The organism is Pantoea sp. ICBG 985 (assembly GCF_002928365.1).
In the GTDB taxonomy this organism is placed as follows: Bacteria; Pseudomonadota; Gammaproteobacteria; order Enterobacterales; family Enterobacteriaceae; genus Pantoea; species Pantoea dispersa.
In genome coordinates this window covers 610877-630407 of sequence record NZ_POWM01000001.1, presented here as the reverse complement: position 1 = coordinate 630407, position 19531 = coordinate 610877, and the positions used below count along the sequence as shown (strand labels likewise).

21 protein-coding genes and 3 tRNA genes are annotated in these 19531 nt (G+C 56.9%); 11 read left to right on the top strand and 13 right to left on the bottom strand.

The features are described 5' to 3' along the window. Window positions 1-923: 923 nt before the first annotated feature. The 6 genes from C1Y42_RS03080 to uvrY form a co-directional block, all read right to left on the bottom strand. Window positions 924-1009: transfer RNA gene (locus C1Y42_RS03080), tRNA-Leu, on the bottom strand. 11 nt (window positions 1010-1020) lie between these two features. Beyond that, window positions 1021-1094: transfer RNA gene (locus tag C1Y42_RS03075), tRNA-Cys, on the bottom strand. Between the two features lie 43 nt (window positions 1095-1137). Next, window positions 1138-1213, bottom strand: a tRNA-Gly gene (locus tag C1Y42_RS03070). 151 nt (window positions 1214-1364) lie between these two features. Further along, window positions 1365-1913 (bottom strand): CDP-diacylglycerol--glycerol-3-phosphate 3-phosphatidyltransferase, encoded by a 549-nt coding sequence (pgsA, locus tag C1Y42_RS03065; protein WP_021508275.1) that lies wholly within the window; start codon window positions 1911-1913, stop codon window positions 1365-1367. A 68-nt stretch (window positions 1914-1981) separates the two neighbouring features. After that, window positions 1982-3814 carry an excinuclease ABC subunit UvrC gene (gene uvrC, locus C1Y42_RS03060; protein ID WP_058769589.1) on the bottom strand — a complete coding sequence of 611 codons (1833 nt, stop codon included), beginning with the start codon at window positions 3812-3814 and terminating at the stop codon, window positions 1982-1984. Continuing rightward, window positions 3807-4466, bottom strand: a complete 660-nt coding sequence (gene uvrY / locus C1Y42_RS03055; RefSeq protein WP_021508277.1) for a UvrY/SirA/GacA family response regulator transcription factor — start codon at window positions 4464-4466, stop codon at window positions 3807-3809. The genes uvrC and uvrY overlap by 8 nt, the downstream gene beginning before the upstream one ends. A 433-nt stretch (window positions 4467-4899) precedes the next feature. Between uvrY and C1Y42_RS03050 the strand changes: the two genes are divergently transcribed. Continuing rightward, window positions 4900-5127 (top strand): DUF2594 family protein, encoded by a 228-nt coding sequence (locus C1Y42_RS03050; RefSeq protein ID WP_010616664.1) that lies wholly within the window; start codon window positions 4900-4902, stop codon window positions 5125-5127. Between the two features lie 31 nt (window positions 5128-5158). On the opposite strand, the gene C1Y42_RS03045 is transcribed toward C1Y42_RS03050, so the two are convergent. Then, window positions 5159-5770: an acyl-homoserine-lactone synthase gene (locus C1Y42_RS03045; protein WP_031279842.1), complete on the bottom strand. Its 612-nt coding sequence runs from the start codon at window positions 5768-5770 to the stop codon at window positions 5159-5161. A 124-nt stretch (window positions 5771-5894) separates the two neighbouring features. After that, window positions 5895-6617, bottom strand: coding sequence for a transcriptional regulator SdiA (sdiA, locus tag C1Y42_RS03040; RefSeq protein WP_104092792.1), 723 nt, complete (start codon window positions 6615-6617; stop codon window positions 5895-5897). Between the two features lie 539 nt (window positions 6618-7156). Here sdiA and C1Y42_RS03035 point away from each other — a divergent pair. After that, window positions 7157-7831 (top strand): DUF4396 domain-containing protein, encoded by a 675-nt coding sequence (locus tag C1Y42_RS03035; RefSeq protein ID WP_021508279.1) that lies wholly within the window; start codon window positions 7157-7159, stop codon window positions 7829-7831. Between the two features lies 1 nt (window position 7832). On the opposite strand, the gene C1Y42_RS03030 is transcribed toward C1Y42_RS03035, so the two are convergent. Further along, on the bottom strand, window positions 7833-8531 hold the full coding sequence (locus C1Y42_RS03030; RefSeq protein WP_058769587.1) for an extensin family protein: 699 nt from the start codon (window positions 8529-8531) through the stop codon (window positions 7833-7835). Window positions 8532-8817: 286 nt separating this feature from the next. Here C1Y42_RS03030 and cycA point away from each other — a divergent pair, with 286 nt between their 5' ends. Next, window positions 8818-10209 (top strand): D-serine/D-alanine/glycine transporter, encoded by a 1392-nt coding sequence (cycA, locus tag C1Y42_RS03025; RefSeq protein WP_021508281.1) that lies wholly within the window; start codon window positions 8818-8820, stop codon window positions 10207-10209. Window positions 10210-10250: 41 nt separating this feature from the next. Here cycA and C1Y42_RS03020 read toward each other — a convergent pair whose 3' ends face one another. Then, window positions 10251-11225, bottom strand: coding sequence for a metal-dependent hydrolase (locus tag C1Y42_RS03020; RefSeq protein WP_104092791.1), 975 nt, complete (start codon window positions 11223-11225; stop codon window positions 10251-10253). A 25-nt stretch (window positions 11226-11250) separates the two neighbouring features. Continuing rightward, window positions 11251-11886: an HTH-type transcriptional regulator RutR gene (gene rutR, locus C1Y42_RS03015; RefSeq protein ID WP_031279844.1), complete on the bottom strand. Its 636-nt coding sequence runs from the start codon at window positions 11884-11886 to the stop codon at window positions 11251-11253. Between the two features lie 308 nt (window positions 11887-12194). Between rutR and rutA the strand changes: the two genes are divergently transcribed. Genes rutA through rutG form a run of 6 tightly spaced genes read left to right on the top strand, consistent with a single transcriptional unit; the run spans window position 12195 to window position 17141 of the window. Further along, window positions 12195-13286, top strand: coding sequence for a pyrimidine utilization protein A (gene rutA / locus C1Y42_RS03010; protein WP_058759710.1), 1092 nt, complete (start codon window positions 12195-12197; stop codon window positions 13284-13286). Beyond that, window positions 13286-13996: a pyrimidine utilization protein B gene (gene rutB, locus C1Y42_RS03005; protein WP_104092790.1), complete on the top strand. Its 711-nt coding sequence runs from the start codon at window positions 13286-13288 to the stop codon at window positions 13994-13996. The genes rutA and rutB overlap by 1 nt, the downstream gene beginning before the upstream one ends. 42 nt (window positions 13997-14038) lie before the next feature. Further along, a complete protein-coding gene (rutC, locus tag C1Y42_RS03000) occupies window positions 14039-14434 on the top strand; it encodes a pyrimidine utilization protein C (RefSeq protein ID WP_021508286.1) in 396 nt (131 codons plus the stop codon). Further along, on the top strand, window positions 14434-15234 hold the full coding sequence (gene rutD / locus C1Y42_RS02995) for a pyrimidine utilization protein D (RefSeq protein ID WP_104092789.1): 801 nt from the start codon (window positions 14434-14436) through the stop codon (window positions 15232-15234). Before rutC ends, rutD begins: the two co-directional genes overlap by 1 nt. Window positions 15235-15248: 14 nt before the next feature. Further along, complete coding sequence (rutF, locus tag C1Y42_RS02990) at window positions 15249-15770, top strand: NADH-dependent FMN reductase RutF (RefSeq protein ID WP_058769583.1); 522 nt, start codon at window positions 15249-15251, stop codon at window positions 15768-15770. 45 nt (window positions 15771-15815) lie between these two features. Beyond that, complete coding sequence (gene rutG, locus C1Y42_RS02985; protein WP_021508289.1) at window positions 15816-17141, top strand: pyrimidine utilization transport protein G; 1326 nt, start codon at window positions 15816-15818, stop codon at window positions 17139-17141. On the opposite strand, the gene C1Y42_RS02980 is transcribed toward rutG, so the two are convergent. Together C1Y42_RS02980 and C1Y42_RS02975 are read right to left on the bottom strand one after the other, a co-directional pair. Then, window positions 17138-18052, bottom strand: coding sequence for a DMT family transporter (locus C1Y42_RS02980; protein ID WP_104092788.1), 915 nt, complete (start codon window positions 18050-18052; stop codon window positions 17138-17140). The genes rutG and C1Y42_RS02980 overlap by 4 nt on opposite strands. Before the next feature lie 110 nt (window positions 18053-18162). Beyond that, the gene (locus C1Y42_RS02975; RefSeq protein ID WP_010616548.1) at window positions 18163-18327 is read right to left on the bottom strand and encodes a general stress protein; all 165 of its coding nucleotides are present in this window, start codon (window positions 18325-18327) and stop codon (window positions 18163-18165) included. 312 nt (window positions 18328-18639) lie between these two features. Here C1Y42_RS02975 and wrbA point away from each other — a divergent pair, with 312 nt between their 5' ends. Continuing rightward, window positions 18640-19239, top strand: coding sequence for an NAD(P)H:quinone oxidoreductase (gene wrbA, locus C1Y42_RS02970; protein WP_021508291.1), 600 nt, complete (start codon window positions 18640-18642; stop codon window positions 19237-19239). 20 nt (window positions 19240-19259) lie between these two features. After that, a complete protein-coding gene (locus tag C1Y42_RS02965; protein ID WP_021508292.1) occupies window positions 19260-19490 on the top strand; it encodes a YccJ family protein in 231 nt (76 codons plus the stop codon). Window positions 19491-19531 lie beyond the last annotated feature (41 nt).

The following is a 19531-nucleotide window of genomic DNA, read 5'->3' as shown; positions in this document are numbered from 1 at the left end:
AGCCGATTTCTTGTCAAAGAATGCAATTACCCGTATTTACTTTAAAAGATAGGATGCACTTTCCACTTTAATTTACTTTGAGCAATATTATTTGTAGCTACCGAAATTTGCATAAGCGGCTGATAGACACTATAAACCCTATCTCAGGATGTTGAAAGATAGCCGTCTCTCAATCTGGTCAAGAACTCGCAAGATTCATAAATTCTTCAACCTGATCGCACTGACAAAAGAAGCTAACTATCAGTCACGTTAAGTCTCGATTTTGCCAATGATTTTATTTGGCAGCAAGGAATTTAACCATGTTTGACTTCAAAGTTTCAACCTGTATGCACTGCAACGATGCCTGCCGCAGATTCGTGCTACGTAAAATATGGAAGACAGTGTGCGGCAGGCTGGCAAAAATGCGCATACGTTGCGTATAAAGCTGAAAACAGACCAGCCGCAACAGTACAATATATACAAAGTGTTAGAGCTTAGCGATGTCACCATAATGGAGACTTTCATCAGATCAACCTGCTCTAATCCAGTGCTTGCCATACGCGTGCCTTTACAAATTCGCAAACGAGAGGCTGCTGCTGTATGTGATAAAAACTACCACTCAGGTCGGTCAGTTAGCCGCAAGTGAGATCTCACCGGAACAATTGAGTGCAATTTGCAAATGGCAAATGGCAAATTGCGGCAGGTGCCCCGCCTAACCATTATCGGCATCAATCATTGATATTACTTTCAGCATCTAAACGTTGAACAACTGGCTGCGCATGATCGAAAGAACGTAATGGTTACAATGGTTGTGGTTGGCGGGCAGAAGAAGACCGTTTGATATTATGAAGTGATATTAGGAAAGATTTTCAGGCACAAAAAAACCGCCCTTGGGCGGTCACGACATTGCTACTTATTGCTTTGATTTTATTCGGTATTAAATATGGTGCCCGGGGCGGGACTTGAACCCGCACGACCATAAGCCGAGGGATTTTAAATCCCTTGTGTCTACCGATTTCACCACCCGGGCAGGGTGTAAACTGGAGGCGCGTCCCGGAGTCGAACCGAGGTGGACGGATTTGCAATCCGCTGCATGGCCACTCTGCCAACGCGCCTTTTAATCTGAGGTGCAAGCCGTCTGCGACGTATTGCAATATCTGGAGCGGGAAACGAGACTCGAACTCGCGACCCCGACCTTGGCAAGGTCGTGCTCTACCAACTGAGCTATTCCCGCATGTGCTTATGCTTCACCGAACTTGCTGATTTTATTCAGCTTCTTGCAGCCTTGCTGCCGTTCGATGCGATGCATTCTACTTATCTGACGCAACGAGTCAATAGAATTATCCACACACTGCGTCCGTTTGCTGCTTTTTAAATCGCATCGATCAGCTATCGAGCAAATCGCCGCGTGCCGCGCTTAAATACTGGAACATTGACCAGAAAGTCAGCACCGCTGCGATGTACAACGCCACCACGCCAACGCCTACTACGGTCGCGTCCGGACGCCACAGCAGCGCCACCAGCGACAGCATCTGCGCCGTGGTCTTCACTTTGCCAATCCACGACACCGCCACGCTACTGCGCTTGCCAATCTCCGCCATCCACTCACGTAAGGCCGAGATAATGATTTCACGCGCGATCATGGTGGCGGCCGGCAGCGTGATCCACCAGGCGTGGAAATACTCGGCGACCAGCACCAGCGCCATCGCCACCATCACTTTGTCAGCGACCGGATCGAGAAAGGCACCAAAACGTGTTGTCTGCTTCCAGCGACGCGCGAGGAAGCCATCAAACCAGTCAGTGACCGCAGCAATGACAAACAGCAGCGCCGTCGCGAAGGGAGCCCAGTGAAATGGCAGATAGAACGCCAGCACGAAGAACGGGATCAGAACAACTCGAAACAGGGTAAGACACGTCGGAATGTTAAATTGCATATGCCAGTAACTGTCTGGTGTGAGTAGGATTTAACGTATGTTCCTACATTGCCCACCCTGTTTCAATGTTAGTGTTTCAGCGAGTAGTAGATTTTTTCCGCCAGGGCGAAGGAGATACCCGGTACTTTAGCGATCTCATCGACGCTGGCATTCATCAGCGGTTGCAGGCCGCCCATGTACTTCAGCAGCTGCTGACGCCGTTTGGGTCCGACGCCTTCTATGCTCTCCAGCGCGCTGGTGTTCTTCACTTTGGCGCGTTTTTTCCGGTGGCCCGAAATTGCATGATTGTGAGCGTCGTCACGAATGTGCTGGATAACATGCAGCGCCGGCGAGTCCGGCGGCAGCGAAACGCCCTCGCCTTCCGCCGCAAAGAACAGCGTTTCCAGGCCGGCTTTACGGTCGCTGCCTTTTGCCACGCCCAGCAGAATCGGCCGGTTTTTATCCCATGGCACATCCAGTTCCGCAAACACCTGCTGCGCCTGCGCCAGCTGACCTTTACCGCCATCGATCAGGATCACATCCGGGATCTTTTCCGGTTCCAGCGCCTTGCCGTAACGACGGCGCAGCACCTGATTCATCGCCGCGTAGTCATCACCGGGGGTAATGCCTTCAATGTTGTAGCGACGATAGTCAGCGCGCAACGGGCCGTCACGATTGAACACCACGCAGGACGCGATGGTCTGTTCGCCCATGGTGTGGCTGATGTCGAAACACTCCATGCGGTTAATCTGCTCCAGTTTGAGGAACGCCGCCAGCGCCGCCAGACGCTGCTGGATGGTCGAGTGCTGCGCCAGCCGCGTTGTCAGCGCCGTGGCGGCATTGGTGCGCGCCAGCTTCAGGTAGCGTGCACGGTCGCCGCGCGGTTTGCTCTGAATGCTGACTTTGCGCCCGGCCAGTTCGCTCAGCGATGCGGCCAGCAGTTCCCGCTCAGGCAGAGTGAAGTCCAGCAGGATGTCCGCCGGTAAGGTACGCGCTTCGCTGCCCTGCAGATAAAACTGTCCGACAAACGTCTGCACCACTTCGGTAAGTTCCGTGTCTGCGGGCACCTTCGGGAAATAGCTGCGGCTGCCCAGCACTTTGCCCTGCCGGATAAACAGCACGTGCAGACAGGCCATGCCGGCGTCATAGGCCACACCCATCACATCGAGATCATCGCCCTGATTGGAGACGAACTGTTTCTCCGTAATCCGCCGCACCGCCTGAATCTGGTCCCGCAGGCGCGCCGCCTCTTCGAAACGCAGGCCCACGCTGGCCTGCTCCATACGCTGCACCAGCTGATTAATTACCTGATCGTCTTTACCGGCCAGAAACAGCCGCACATAGTCGGTTTGCTGCGCATATTCCTCTTCGCTCACCAGGCCGGCGACGCAGGGGCCGAGGCAACGGCCAATCTGATACTGCAGGCACGGACGCGAGCGGTTGCGGTAGACGCTGTTCTCGCACTGGCGAATCGGAAACACCTTTTGCAGCAGCGCCAGGGTTTCACGCACCGCATAGCCGTTGGGAAACGGACCAAAGTATTCGCCTTTGGCGTGTTTGGCACCGCGGTGCATCGCCAGGCGCGGATGCGGATCGCCGCTAAGGAAAATATAGGGGTACGACTTATCATCGCGCAGCAGCACGTTGTAGCGCGGCTGATACAACTTGATGTAGTTGTGCTCCAGCAGCAGCGCTTCGGTCTCCGTATGGGTGACCGTGACATCAATATTATGGATGTTGCTGACCAGCACTTCGGTCTTACGGCTTCCCACCTGCGTGCGGAAATAGCTGCTCAGGCGTTTTTTAAGGTCTTTGGCTTTACCAACATAGATCACCGTGCCTGTCGCGTCATACATGCGGTAGACGCCGGGCTGACTGGTCACGGTGCTGAGAAAGGCTTTTGGATTGAAAACGTCACTCACTACTGATTAACGGCTCCGCATTGAACAGGCCATGGCGTATGGCCAGATGCGTTAACTCTACGTCACCACTGATGTTCAACTTGCTGAACATGCGATAGCGATAGCTATTAACGGTTTTCGGGCTCAGGTTAAGCTGCTCGGAAATCTCCGTCACCTTTTGCCCTCGGGTAATCATCAGCATAATCTGCAATTCCCTTTCCGACAAACAGCTGAACGGTGATTCGGCGCGCTGCGGCTCGATCTGGCTCAGCGCCATCTGCTGAGCGATATCAGAGGCAATGTAACGCTGACCGGCGTGCACCGAGCGAATGGCGCTGACCACTTCCTGCGGCGCCGCCCCTTTGCTGAGATAACCTGCCGCACCGGCCTGCATGACTTTCGCTGGCAGAGGATTTTCGGTGTGGATGGTCAGCATGATGATGCGGATATCCGGATTGAAGCGCACGATTTTGCGCGTCGCCTCCAGTCCGCCAATACCGGGCATGTTCATGTCCATCAGCACCACATCCACAGGATGTGTGCGGCACCATTTTACCGCATCCTCACCACAGGCCACTTCCCCGGCAATCACCAGTCCCTTCATATCTTCCAGTATGCGACGAATACCGGCGCGTACCAGTTCATGGTCATCAACAAGAAGCAGGCTGATCAACGGGACGTACTCCGCAGGTTAGTGGGGGAAAATATATTTCAGGGGCGTTATCTTACCGGGTTTCGCGTGGAAAGAACATCAGGGGCGCCAGATAAATCTCAAAACCAATGACCCATGTCAAATAGCAGGCCGCAGTGATTGTTTTTTTTAGCTGATGCAATACCATAATGGAATAAAATTGTTAAAATGTGACTAATATCATTAAGTTATAATTTACAACCCGCCTTCGCTTCTTTCCGTCGGCAGCACCTAAAAATAATCTTTCCGTGGAAGTTTTTTGCGCACAAAAAATAACGAACGGCGCAATTAATTAACCCTCTGCGCGCGGGTCGATGATGTGGCCTAAATTCTTCCATCAAGCGTATGATATACTCTGTTTTTTATGCACGGGAAGAATGTGTGCGCACAAGGTCATTCCACAAAGGAGATAATGATGAGTGATGAAGATTTCGTAACATCGCGCGATACCCAGGCGCTGGCGGATGAAGTCGCCTGCCTGAAAATGATGGTGACGCTGATCCTGAAAGGCATGGGCCAGGCTGATGCCGGTAAAGTGATCATCAACATGGAGCGCTACGTCCAGTCCGCGCTGGCGGATAAACCTCAGGCCGAGGTGTTCAGCAACACCATCCGCCAGATTAAAACCGCCTACCGTCAGTAAGCGGCGTGCCCTGCGCATCCTGCGCGGGGCGTTAGCTGTGTGACTGCCAGTTGACCGACACGCCCAGCGAGGGCAGCACTTCTTCCGGACTGAAGCGACGCGTGCCGCGATACTTCTCCGCCAGCGCCGGCTGCTGCACCGGAATACGAATGGCAAAGAGATTGTCTTCTGACTGGATCAGTCCCGGCGAGAGCGGCTCGTACACCACCTGATGCTGCTCAAACATCTTTTCCAGCATCGGCGTGGCCGAACTGATCAAATACTCCATCCCGCTCAGCTCTGCCAGCTGTACCGAATGCCATAAGATGTTCAGCGGCAGTTCGGCATCCACTTCAAGGCGGGCCGAATAGCGCGACATTTCCCACACTTTTTGCTGGTCAAAAGGCAGCACCATGCCCTCCGGCACTTCCGGCTCGTGCCACGGTAACAGACGTGCGCAGCCACAAATGCCCTGACGCGCAGTCCAGGCAATCAGCCAGGTGACATCGGAACGATCGAAGCGATCATACTCCTGTCCCGGCGTGCTGAGTCGCGGCGGAATTGACCAGCCCTCGCCACGCGCAAAGACGCTGTAACGATAAGTGCCCAACTCGGCCAGCAAAGAGGACGGCATATCCTTTAGCTGTGTTTGAATTATTTTCATCATGCGCCCCTGACATCCCCATGTTTGCAATGATTTATTAAGCGCCAGCCTGGCGGAGTTTCCGGCGCAGGGTAGACAACTGACTGCGGCTTAGGAACTACTAAAATTAGTAGTTGCCTTTTCGCTATATCAGGCCAATGGCTGCGGCATAACAGGCAATCTGCGTTTTATTGGAAACATTAAAACGCTTTTGCATATTCTTTTGGTGAAAATTTACCGTGTGTTCAGGAATAGCCAGAATGAGGGAAATTTCGGCTGAGGTTTTTCCCTCCGCTGTCCATTTCAATATTTCCAGCTCGCGCTGACTAAAATCATTCGATAACACCACCATTGAGCCGTCATTCAGACGGTCCAGCACACGCAAACTCAGTTCCGCCAGGAAGTGCAGTTGCACCTCCAGCTCAACGCGTCTGTGCTGGGTCTGGCTGGGTTGTTGCGATGCTATAGATAATATACCAATGGCACGATTTAGCGCCATTGCCGAGCATGAAAAGCCACTTACCAGCCCTGCTGCATTGGCTTCTGCCCATAAATTGCCTGCGCCGGTAAATAAATCACGCGTCCACTCCACGCCGCGACCGGGCTGCTGGCAGAGCATTAACACCGGATCTACCGCATAGTAATTTTCACTCTCGTAGCGTTTCACCCAGCTCTGCGGATAGGTGCTAAAGAGAAAAATACGCGGTCGGGTAAAAGGCACCGGATGCTGTACCAAAAAGGCAAAAGCATCAAATCCAAGGGCCTCAACATGTTTTTGCAGCAGCGATTTCAATTGCAGCACTTCGGAAAGCGCCTGAAATTCTTTTTCAGTTTCGCCTCGCCAGACGAAATAATTATCGATGGTCATTATTGCCCTGGCGCTGTTTCACGCCTTATTCATAACAGGATATCTGTGCCGATTAATGTAAAAAATAAATTAACCAGAGAAAAAATATTGATTGAAACCAGAGCGGCATTGCGGGTAAAAAGTGATAACTACCTTGTTGTCAATATGTTACCCAAATGAGAAATTAAACTATGGTGCGTTTGCCAGCGGCACCATCAGGATGATAAGTCGTGCGAATCAGAATAAGATTTTTCTGAAGAATTTTCAATCGTCCTGTTGATTAAACGCCAGACTTCGCAGATAAAACATTCGCCTCATCATTAATCGCTATTATCTTTGCCATTCCCCTTTTTTATACCGCCCGTCATAATCTTCCTGCTGATTAAGTCCGCAGCGCGGCTTAATTCCAGTTATTTCTGCAGTGTTTCCCTGCAGTGCCCCTGTGGCAGACATTTCCGGCACCGTCTTTTCCAGCTACGCTTTAGCAGAGGCGCAAGGTGGCAGGCACCAGCATAGCTCCGCAGGCTGGCGCGATTTCAGCAAACTGAGTGGGACTGACTATGTTAAACCAGCTGGCATTACCCTTTCTGGTCGTGGGCGTGTGTACCGCCCTGATGATTGCTAAAGATCTGTTGCGTCACCCGCATCCGCTGGCGGTCATGAATATCATCTGGCCGCTCACCGGGCTGTACATGCCGTTTTTCGGCTGGCTGGCATGGTGGTATCTCGGGCGTAAACCGTCACGTCAGCGAAAACTGGCGCTGCTGCTGCCATCCGGATTAACCGGTTATGCCAGCTGGCAAACCATTTTTATTTCCACCTCGCTCTCTGCCGCCGCCTGTATATTCGGCGACATCATCACCCTGCCAATAGTCACTCTGCTCAAGCATTTTGCAATTAGCCCCGCGCTGTGGTTACAGGCGGTTATTTGCGTGATAATTTCGTTACTGGCGGGATTATTTTTTCAGTTTCTGGCCATTCGCCAGCGGGAACAACTTTCTATTGTCCGTACGTTATTATTAGCGCTGAAAACAGAAACCTTTCCGCTGCTGATTTATCAAACGGGAATCTTTATCTTTATGACGCTGGCCCTAAAATATGTGCTTAATCAACAGCTCAATCCCCTGCTCAGCGCCTTCTGGTTTATGTTACAGCTGGCGATGCTCACCGGATTTATTTTCTCCTGGCCGGCAAATCATTTCCTCATCAAACGCGGATTAAACCCGGCGGTGTAGTTTAGCGACAAAAGCCTGCGCCGCGCATGCCAAGGTGGAAATGGCTGGCATGCGCCGCATTGTAATCCGGCCCCAGCGCATTACCGAAGCTGGCACAGCCGTTGCGCCATAACGCGTGCAAACCGGCAGCGGCCTGCGGCGGTTGCTGCCAGTTTTTGCCTACCTGCAGCCAGCGCCCGTCCGCCAGCTGAAAGCCCGTGATGTCCCACGCCTCCGCCGTCGCATGTTCACTGCGGCGTCCTTCCTGGCGGTGATAAATATTGCGGCAGGCGTAACTGCCAACATGCGCGATGCGGCGCAGCGGCGAGGTAATGCCGGCCTGCTGCAGCGCCGCATTGCTGCGTGTGACATACAGCGTGCTGGCTACCGCCATCGGACAGCTGGCAAGAAAACTGCTGCTCAGCGTGACCTCACCGAAGCGGCTGATGCGCAGCGGTTGATCAATCGGACAATCGCCCTGCAGCGGCGGCACCTCACGGAAACTGACTCTGCCCTGCGCGCTGGCCGCGCGCATCACCGCCAGACACGCGGCCGGATCGCTGCTCAGCCGCTGCAGCTTGTAGCGCGTCATCCAGCCCGGCGGATCGGTAACCTGGAGCGGTATAAACGGATTCCACTGTGGCGGCAGATGCGTTTTCAGCCAGGGTAAACTCCACCAGCCGCACAGGGCCAGCAGCACTATCGCGAGCAAAGCGCGCACGCTGCCTCACTTTTTCCGGGTTCATCGAAATGACAAGTGTAGAACCCTGCGCAGCGCTGCGGGGTGCAAGCGGCTCATTTGCAGAACATTTACGCAAAATGACGGCACGGCGCGCCATGTAAATATTTACTGACACGGTAAAGCACGCAAAAGGGTACAAAGGTTTAAAAACCATTACCGAGAGTGGCCGCCTTTCCTCTATCTTATGCCCTCTTGCCCTGTGCAAAAGCACGTTATTCAACAGCCAGCAGAGCTGACACAACATCAAGACAGGAAAGATATTTTTATGGTTGATCAATCTAAAGCGGCGCCCATTGAGGCCGAACAGCCGGAAAAACTCCGGCGCAACCTGCATAACCGTCACATCCAGCTTATCGCTATCGGCGGTGCCATTGGCACCGGTCTGTTCATGGGCTCCGGTAAAACCATCAGCCTGGCGGGTCCGTCGATCATCTTCGTCTATATGATCATCGGTTTTATGCTGTTCTTTGTGATGCGCGCCATGGGTGAGCTGCTGCTCTCCAACCTTGAGTACAAATCCTTCAGCGACTTTGCCGCCGACCTGCTCGGGCCGTGGGCCGGTTATTTCACCGGCTGGACTTACTGGTTCTGCTGGGTGGTGACCGGCATCGCCGACGTGGTGGCGATCAGCGCTTATTTCCAGCTGTGGTTCCCGGACTTCTCGATCTGGATGAGCGCGCTGCTGTGCGTGTTTGTTTTCCTTGCCCTGAACATCGCCACGGTAAAACTGTTTGGCGAGATGGAGTTCTGGTTCGCCATTATCAAAATTGTCGCCATCGTGGCGTTAATCATCACCGGGATTGTGCTGGTCAGCCTGCACTACCCTTCGCCGAACGGGAGCCACGCGGCGCTGAGCAATATCTGGGATCACGGCGGCATGTTCCCGAAAGGGCTGAGCGGTTTCTTTGCCGGCTTCCAGATTGCGGTGTTTGCCTTTGTCGGCATTGAACTGGTGGGCACGGCGGCGGCGGAGACCAAAGATCCGCATAAAGTTCTGCCGCGCGCCATCAACGCGATCCCGCTGCGCATCATCATGTTCTACGTGCTGGCGCTGCTGGTGATCATGGCGGTGACGCCGTGGAACCAGGTCATGCCGGATCGCAGTCCGTTCGTTGAAATGTTTGTGCTGATTGGCCTGCCGGCCGCTGCCAGCATCGTTAACTTTGTGGTGCTGACCTCCGCAGCCTCCTCAGCCAACAGCGGCATCTTCTCCACCAGCCGCATGCTGTATGGCCTGGCGGAACAGGGCGTGGCGCATAAAGCGTTTGGCCGCCTCTCGGCGCGCGCGGTGCCAACCACCGGCCTGTTCTTCTCCTGCCTGTGTCTGCTGGCTGGCGTGGCGTTGATCTATCTGATTCCGGATGTGATGACGGTCTTCACCATGGTGACCACGGTCTCGGCGATTCTGTTTATGTTTGTCTGGACCATTATCCTGTGCAGCTATCTGGCCTACCGCAAACAGCATCCGCAGCGGCATGCGGCGTCACGCTTCAAAATGCCACTCGGCAAGCTGATGTGCTGGGTGTGCATGGCTTTCTTTGCCTTTGTGCTGGTGCTGCTGACGCTGCAGGAAGATACCCGCCAGGCGCTGATGGTGACGCCACTGTGGTTTGTGGTGCTGACCATGGGCTGGCTGCTACGCCGGCGTAAAGCCTGATCCACCTAAACGAACAGGCCCGGTTATCCGGGCCTTTTTCGTTATAAGCGCTCTGTGAATTTGTGCCACGCCTGCGCCAGCGACGGCCGCAGCGAATCTTCCCGCTGTGGTGCTGCTGCCGGCGCTGCGGCGGAACCGAGATTAAAGGTAAAGGTGTAATCCGGCTCTTCCCCCATGCGCAAATCCACGATCAGCGTGTCATTGCCCTGCTGGCGCATGGCATAAAATCCATGGCTGAACCACGCAACGCGTTCGGCGTGCCACTGGCCTTTAAACGGGGCAAAAAGCGCGGGATGGCGATCGTACCAGCGGATCTGTAAGGGACGATCGGGCGACAGCAGCGACCACCAGGCTTCCCCGTAGCGCTGCGGCGTGATAATTACCGTGCGCCACACCAGCGTGTTGAACGCGGTGGGCGTCACCAGCAGTTGCTGGGGCTGCACGGCCTGCTGCGTCAGCTGGTGCTCAATATGCCGGGTAGCAACACTCTGCGCCACCATACTCCAGCCGAGGTATAGCGTGCTGATGAGCAATCCGGCCTGATTCCAGCGCAGCCCGCACGCATCCCGCCGCCACAGTGCGACGATCAGGGCGATCAGCAGCGGCAGCGTGTAGAGCGGATCGATGATGAACATGCTGCCGATGGCGAACGGGGAATCGGTCAGCGGCAGCCCGAGTTGCGTGCCGTACACCGTGGTCAGGTCCAGCAGCGGATGCGTGATCAGTGCCAGCCAGATGGCGAGGCACCAGGCGCGCCAGTGCTGCCGGCTGCGCGTCGCGCCAGCCACCAGCCAGCCGGGCAACGGTGCCACCAGCGTCAGCCACAGCAGCGCGTGGCTCTCGGTGCGGTGCAGCGTCATGTTGCGAATGGCATCTCCGTGGTCGATAAACACGTCGAGGTCCGGCAGCGTGCCCGCGACCGCCCCCGCCAGCGCCGCCTGCCACAGCGGCACGCGTTTGCCCATTACGGCCACGGTCACCGCCGCGCCCAGCGTTAGTTGTGATAGCGAATCCATGCACTCTCCTGGTCAGCCACGGGGATCAGCGCACGCGGATCCCTTCAATGATCATGCGCTGAACGTTATCCAGCGTCTGGGCAAAAAATTCCGCATCGTTTAGCGTCTGGCCGGTGATGGCTTCCACCTGGGACGCGAAATCAGCGTAGTGCTGCGTGGTCGCCCACAGCAGAAAGAACAGATGCTGCGGCTGCACGCCGGCAATACGCCCTTCGGCGATCCACTGTTCGATAATCGCCGCTTTGTCATCCACCAGCGCTTTTAAATCCCCCGCCAGCTCGCCCTTCAGCAGCGGCGCGCCCTGCAGCATCTCCAGACAGAACAGACGCGATGCCTGCGGGTGGTCACGCGACACTTCCAGCTTGAGACGAATATAGTTGCGGATGGCCACCAGCGGATCCTGGTCATGACGCAGCGCACGCAGCGGCGCCAGCCACACATCAAGAATCTCTTTCAGTACCGCCACATACAGCACTTCTTTTGACGGATAGTAGTAAAGCAGGTTGGTTTTTGAGACGTCCGCGCGCTCAGCCACTTTATCCAGACTGGTGCCGTGAATGCCAAACTGCGAGAAGAAGGCCAATGCCGCTTCCAGAATAGCTGCCCGTTTCGCCGCAACGGCCCGCGATCGGCGTCCTGGCTTTTTTTCATCGCTTTTCACACTGTTACCTCTTCCATCCTGCGAAATCGCATCATAACAAACGCCCTGTTTCCTGCCTAATGCTGTGCCCTGCACCTTTTTCGCTCAGATGACGCATGAAAAACGTGCAATTTGTTTTGACCAGATGGTCTGTTTTGGACCAGTCACTCAGGATTCATTACGTCGCCAATTTTAACTGATTGTTATGTATCACTTTTAAAATTGTGGCACAGGCTTTGCAATTTTGTGATCGAGCGCCGCCCGCAGGATGCGTGCAGGAAGCAACGCAGCGCGTGAAGCAATCCATGTTCAATGCAGAGAGGTTTCACATGAAAATTGGCGTTTTCGTTCCGATTGGCAACAATGGCTGGCTCATCTCCACGCATGCCCCGCAATACAAGCCGACCTTTGAGCTCAACAAAGCGATTGTGCTCAAGGCTGAGCACTATCACTTCGACTTTGCCCTATCGATGATTAAGCTGCGCGGCTTCGGCGGCAAAACCGAATTCTGGGACCACAACCTGGAGTCCTTCACCCTGATGGCCGGGCTGGCCGCGGTGACCTCACGCATTGAAATCTACGCCACCGCCGCCACCCTGACGCTGCCGCCCGCCATCGTGGCGCGCATGGCCGCCACCATCGACTCCATCTCCGGCGGCCGCTTCGGCGTCAATCTGGTGACCGGCTGGCAGAAGCCGGAGTATGAGCAGATGGGGCTGTGGCCGGGCGATGAATATTTTGCCAGCCGCTACAACTACCTCACGGAGTATGTCACGGTGCTGCGCGACCTGTGGGGCACTGGCCAGAGCGACTTCAAAGGTGAGTTCTTCACCATGAACGACTGTCGCGTCAGTCCGCAGCCGCAGAAGCCGATGAAGGTGATTTGCGCCGGTCAAAGTGATGCCGGCATGGCCTTTTCGGCGCAATACGCTGATTACAACTTCTGCTTCGGCAAGGGCGTCAATACCCCGACCGCCTTTGCACCCACTGCCGCACGCATGAAACAGGCCGCGGACAAAACCGGGCGCGACGTCGGTTCCTACGTGCTGTTTATGATTATCGCCGCCGAAAGCGACGAAGCCGCGCGCGCCAAATGGGAACACTACAAAGCCGGTGCTGACGAGGAAGCCCTCGCCTGGCTCACCACGCAGAGCCAGCAGGACACCAAATCCGGCAGCGACACCAATGTGCGCCAGATGGCCGATCCGACCTCTGCCGTCAACATCAATATGGGCACGCTGGTCGGTTCTTATGCCAGCGTGGCACGCATGCTGGATGAAGTGGCGCTGGTGGAAGGCACCGAAGGCGTGCTGCTGACCTTTGATGATTTCCTGCAGGGCATTGAAGATTTTGGTGAACGTATCCAGCCGCTGATGGCGTGCCGCCGCGCGCTGATTGACGCCCACAAGGAGGTTGCATAATGAATACCGTCGTTTGTGCCCACAGCAGCAGCCAGCCTGCAGTGACTCTGCCGGCGCGCCCGGAAGCCATCGCCCTGCCGCCGGCGCAAAGCGCGCTCATTGTGGTGGATATGCAGAACGCCTACGCCAGCCAGGGAGGCTATCTTGATCTGGCCGGGTTTGATGTCTCCACCACTCAGCCGGTTATCGCCCGGATTCATCAGGCGGTCACCGCCGCCCGCGCGGCAGGGATGCAGATCATCTGGTTCCAGAACGGCTGGGATAATCAGTATGTCGAAGCCGGTGACGCCGGTTCGCCCAATTTCCATAAATCCAACGCGCTGAAAACCATGCGCCAGCGGCCGGAGCTGCACGGCACGCTGCTGGCAAAAGGCGGCTGGGATTATGCGCTGGTGGATGAGCTGGTGCCGCAAGCCGGCGATATCGTGCTGCCCAAACCGCGCTACAGCGGCTTTTTCAACACGCCGCTCGACAGCATGCTGCGCAGCCGCGGTATTCGTCATCTGGTGTTTACCGGCATTGCCACCAACGTCTGCGTGGAATCGACGCTGCGCGACGGCTTTTTCCTCGAGTATTTCGGCGTGGTGCTGGCCGATGCCACCCATCAGGCCGGACCGTCGTTTGCTCAGCAGGCGGCGCTGTTCAACATTGAAACCTTTTTTGGCTGGGTCAGCGATACCGACACCTTCTGCGAGGCGCTGAAGTCATAACCGCCGTTTCACCTGCACGCTTAATAATAAGGACTCTGAGTCATGCCTAAAACAGTGATTATTCCTCCCGGCACCACGACGCCGATCGCTCCGTTTGTACCCGGCACCTTAGCCGATGGCGTGGTGTACGTTTCCGGTACGCTGCCGTTCGATGCCGACAACAACGTGGTGCACGTCGGGGATGCGGCGGCGCAAACCCGCCACGTGCTGGAGACCATCAAAAAAGTGATCGAGACCGCCGGTGGCAGCCTGCAGGACGTCACTTTCAACTCGATTTTCATCACCGACTGGAGCAACTACGCGGCGGTAAACCAGGTGTATGCCGACTATTTCCCCGGCGACAAACCGGCGCGCTTCTGTATTCAGTGCGGTCTGGTGAAACCCGATGCGCTGATCGAAATCGCCAGCGTGGCACACATTGGCCGGCAGGAGGCGTAATGCATCTGGACATTCAGGGATTAAGCGCGCCCGACGCGCCGACGCTGGTACTGTCGTCCGGGCTGGGCGGCGTGGCCGCTTTCTGGCAACCGCAGCTGGCGGCACTGACGCCGCACTATCGCGTGGTGACCTACGATCAGCGCGGCACCGGTCGCAGCCCCGATACGCTGCCGGAAGGTTACAGCATGGCGATGATGGCAGCGGAACTGGCCGACGCGCTGGCGGAGCACGGCATCGAACAGTATGACATCGTGGGCCATGCGCTTGGCGGGCTGATTGGCCTGCAGCTGGCGCTTGATTATCCGCAGCGCGTCGGACGCGTAGTGGTGATCAACGGCTGGCTGGCGCTGGATGCCCACACCGAACGCTGCTTCCAGGTGCGTCAGGATCTGCTGCTCAACGTTGGTGTTGAAGCGTTTGTGCGCGCGCAGCCGCTGTTTCTTTATCCGGCCGAATGGCTGGCACGCCATCAGTCACGCATCAGCGCGGAGGATGTGCATCACGTGGCGCATTTCCAGGGCATGGAGAACCTGCTGCGGCGTCTGCACGCGCTGAAATCGGCCGATTTCCGTCCGCACGCCTCGCGAATCACCCAGCCGGTGCTGGCGATATGCAGTCAGGATGACCTGCTGGTGCCGTGGAGCTGCTCGCCACAGCTGGCGCAGGCGCTGCCCAACGGCAGCCTGATTGAGATGCCGTGGGGCGGCCATGCCATGAGCGTGACCGATGCCGGCAACTTCAATGCGCTGCTGCTGCGCTGGCTGGCGGACACCGCCACGCCGGCTCGCCGCGCCAGCTAATCACGGAGCCGATGATGAGCGTACATGAACTGCCCCTGCTGCCCGAAGTGAGCCAGCAGGCTTTCCGCGATGCCATGTCCGGCCTGGGCGCAGCGGTCAATATCATCACCACCGACGGTCCCGCCGGACGCGCCGGTTTTACCGCCACCGCGGTGTGCAGCGTCAGTGATACGCCGCCGACGCTGCTGGTTTGCCTCAATCGCAACGCGTCGGTGTGGCCTCTTTTCCGCGATAACGGCGTGCTGTGCGTGAACACGCTGGCCGCCGGGCAGGAGTCATTGTCGACGCTGTTTGGCGGCAAAACCCCGATGACCGAACGTTTCGCCGCCGCCCGCTGGCATACGCAGCGCAGCGGCGCACCGCTGCTGCAGGGGGCGCTGATGGCGTTCGACTGCACCATCACGCAGGTCGTCAGCGTGGCGACACACGACATTCTGTTTTGCAACGTGATGGCGCTGGAGCGCCATGATGCCCAGCCCGGTCTGATGTGGTTTGACCGTCGCTACCATGCCCTTTCACGGCAGGACGCCCGCTAACGCCGCACCGTGCGGCCCGGTTCGACCACTACCCTGGAGAAGACGATGGCGAGTTCCTGGTTCCCCCGCTGGCAGAAAAAGTCAGCCATGAGCGATAACGGGCTGATTGCCCCGGACGAAACCCTGCCACTCGGGCAGACGTTCGTGCTGGGCCTGCAGCATGCGGTAGCAATGTTTGGCGCAACGGTGCTGATGCCGCTGCTGATGGGGCTGGATCCCAACCTGGCGATTCTGGTTTCCGGTATCGGCACCCTGCTGTTCTTTGTCATTACCGGTGGTCGCGTGCCGAGTTATCTCGGATCGAGCGCCGCGTTTGTCGGCGTGGTGATCGCCATTACCGGCTTCAACGGTCAGGGGCTCAATCCCAACCTGGCGCTGGCGCTGGGCGGCGTTATTGCCTGCGGCGCGCTCTACACGCTGATTGGCCTGGTGGTGATGAAAGTGGGTACCGGCTGGATTGAACGGCTGATGCCACCGGTGGTAACCGGCGCGGTAGTGATGGCTATCGGTCTTAATCTGGCACCGATTGCGGTGCACAGCGTCTCCGCCTCGATGTTTGATAGCTGGATGGCGGTGATGACGGTGCTGTGCATCGGGCTGGTGGCGGTATTTACCCGCGGCATGGTGCAGCGGCTGCTGATTCTGGTCGGACTGATTGTCGCCTGGGCGCTGTACGCTCTGCTGACCAATGTGATGGGCTTCGGCAAGCCGGTGGATTTCAGCCGCGTGGCCAGCGCCGCGTGGTTTGGTCTGCCGCACACCACCGCGCCGGTATTTGATATGCAGGCAATCGTGATGATCGCACCGGTGGCGATTATTCTGGTGGCGGAGAACCTCGGCCATATTAAAGCGGTGGCGGGCATGACCGGGCGCAATCTCGATCCGTGGATGGGACGCGCGTTCGTCGGCGACGGCCTGGCAACCATGCTGTCCGGCTCCATCGGCGGCAGCGGCGTCACCACCTATGCCGAAAACATTGGCGTGATGGCGGTGACCAAAGTCTACTCCACGCTGGCGTTTGTCGCCGCGGCGCTGATTGCGCTGGTGCTGGGCTTTTCGCCTAAGTTCGGCGCGCTCATCCACACCATTCCCGGCCCGGTAATTGGCGGTGCCTCGATTGTGGTGTTTGGCTTAATCGCCGTGGCCGGCGCACGTATCTGGGTGCAAAACCATGTCGATTTTAGCCAGAACAGCAATCTGATTATGGTGGCCACCACGCTGGTGCTCGGTGCCGGGGATTTTGCGCTGAAGATTGGCAGCTTTACCCTCGGCGGCATCGGCACGGCCACCTTCGGTGCCATCATCCTCAACGCAATCCTGCAGCGACGCGGTGCCGCGCTGACCCAGCCGGCGGCGCGCCCGCAGCCTTAAGGCTTCTGCGGTGCCTGCTCCGGCACCGCTTTTTTGCGCCGCAGGCGCAGTTCACTGACAATCACCCCGCAGACAATCAGTGCGCCGCCCAGCAGCGCCGCCGCCGGTAACCGTTCGCCGGCAATGCGGCCGACCACACCGGCCCACACCGGCTCGCCGGCATAAATCACTGTGGCGCGCGTCGGCGAGACGCTGCGCTGCGCCCAGTTCATGGTGACCTGAATCAGCGCGCTGGCCGCGCCGAGGCCCAGCGCGCTGAACAGCAGCGGCGCCGATAGCGTGGGTAAAGATTCGCCGTTGGGCAGCATTAGCACGAAGGCGCAGGCCGAAGCCACCAGCAGCTGTACCAGCGTCACGCGGCGCACATCGACCTGACCGGCGTAGCGACTGATAAGAATGATCTCGGCGGCAATGGCGAGGGTGCTGAGCAGCGTGGCGATCTCACCGGCATTCAACGTCAGGCTGCCATCCTGCGGACCCGCCACCAGCACCAGACCGGTGAACGCCAGCAAAATGCCCAGCCACGCCATCAGGCCCGGCGGCCGGCGCAGAAACAGCCACTGCAACAGCGGCACCACCGGCACGTAAAGCGCCGTCAGAAACGCCGACTGGCTGCTGGAAATGGTTTGCATACCCCAGGTTTGCAATCCGTAACCACCGGCAATCGCCACGCCAATCAGCGCACCCGCTTTGATTTCCAGCCAGGTAATGTGACGCAAATAGCGGCGAAAGAAAAAGGCCAGCAGCAGCGAGGCGGTAGCAAAACGCAGCCCGACAAAAAAGAACGGCCCCGAGTGCGCCATGGCGCGATGCACCACCAGAAAGGTGCCACCCCAGACCATCGTGATAAAAATAAGTACCAGCTCCTGGCGCGTAATACGCAGGCTGAGGCGGGAAATAGAAGCAGACATAACGCACCAGAATAGAGGACTGGCGCACATTTTTGCTGATTAGCCGGGCAAATTGCAATCATTGTAACCGCCGGGCGTACCCGGCGGCCGGGGATACCGTCACAGACGCACTATTTTTTCGCGCGGCTGCGTCCCCCTTTTTCACCTGCTTCGGCAGCACGCTGCGGGTCATTTCTGAAATTCCCGCCGCTGTTTTTACCGCCTTTTCGACCCGCTTCCGCGGCCCTTTCGCGATCTTCCGCGAAGTTGCCTGATCCTCCACGATGTTGAGCCATCATTTCCTCCAGGTATTGAGCATAGGTGGTGAAGACATTTCACTGCGCAAACAGTGTCAGGTCAGGTGCGTAATATCTCGCCACACCCGCTTAAAGCATAGCCAATGGATGCGCACAATCAGGCACATATTCATACTTTGCAACAGATAAACCTCTTAGCATCGTTTTTATGGCGAGATATTCAGCTGAAAAACAAGCGGTTAGCGGCAGAAGTCGCAGCGCGATCTCCGCGACTGTTCAATGGCTGACCAGCATAGCGCGCAGCCTCTTCTATACTTCTTTCTGTTCCTTACACCACAGGATGAAAACACGATGGCAAAAATTCTGGTGCTTTATTACTCCATGTACGGACATATCGAAACCATGGCTAACGCGGTGGCGGACGGTGCGAAGAGCGTGAGCGGTGCCGAAGTCACCATTCTGCGCGTGCCGGAAAGTATGGATGCCGAACGGTTTGCTCAGGTCGGCGGGAAGGTTAACCAGCCGGCGGCGGAAGCCAAACCGGACGATCTGCCGCAGTACGATGCCATCATCGTCGGCACCCCGACGCGCTTCGGCAATATGTCCGGTCAGATGCGTAATTTCTGGGACCGCACCGGCGGCCTGTGGGCCTCTGGCGCGCTGTACGGCAAGATTGCCAGCGTGTTTGCGTCTACCGGCACCGGCGGCGGTCAGGAGCAGACTATCACCTCGGTGTGGACCACCCTGGCACATCACGGCATGGTGATTGTGCCCATCGGCTACGGCACCAAAGAGTTATTTGATATTTCGCAGGTGCGTGGCGGTACGCCATATGGCGCAACCACGCTGGCGGGCGGTGATGGATCGCGCCAGCCCTCGGCGGAAGAACTGGAAATTGCCCGTTATCAGGGCCAATACGTCGCCGGTCTGGCGGTAAAACTGAAAGGATAAATTCCCAACAGGAGAGAGTTATGGCAACAGAACAGTTTAAAGCTCACCACGTGGGCGAATGGGCGACCTTACGTCACACCTCACCGGAAATCGCTGAAGCAATTTTCGAAGTGGCGAATTATGACGAACGGCTTGCCGAAGAGATCTGGCGCCAGCAAGGCAGCGATGAGGTGTTATTCCGCGCGTTTGAGAAAACCGACCAGGACGTCCTGACGTGGGACGATAAGCCGGTCGAACGTAAAAACATCTAAAGCACAGGCGGGCATGTCCCGCCTTCTCATTTTTAGCCGTC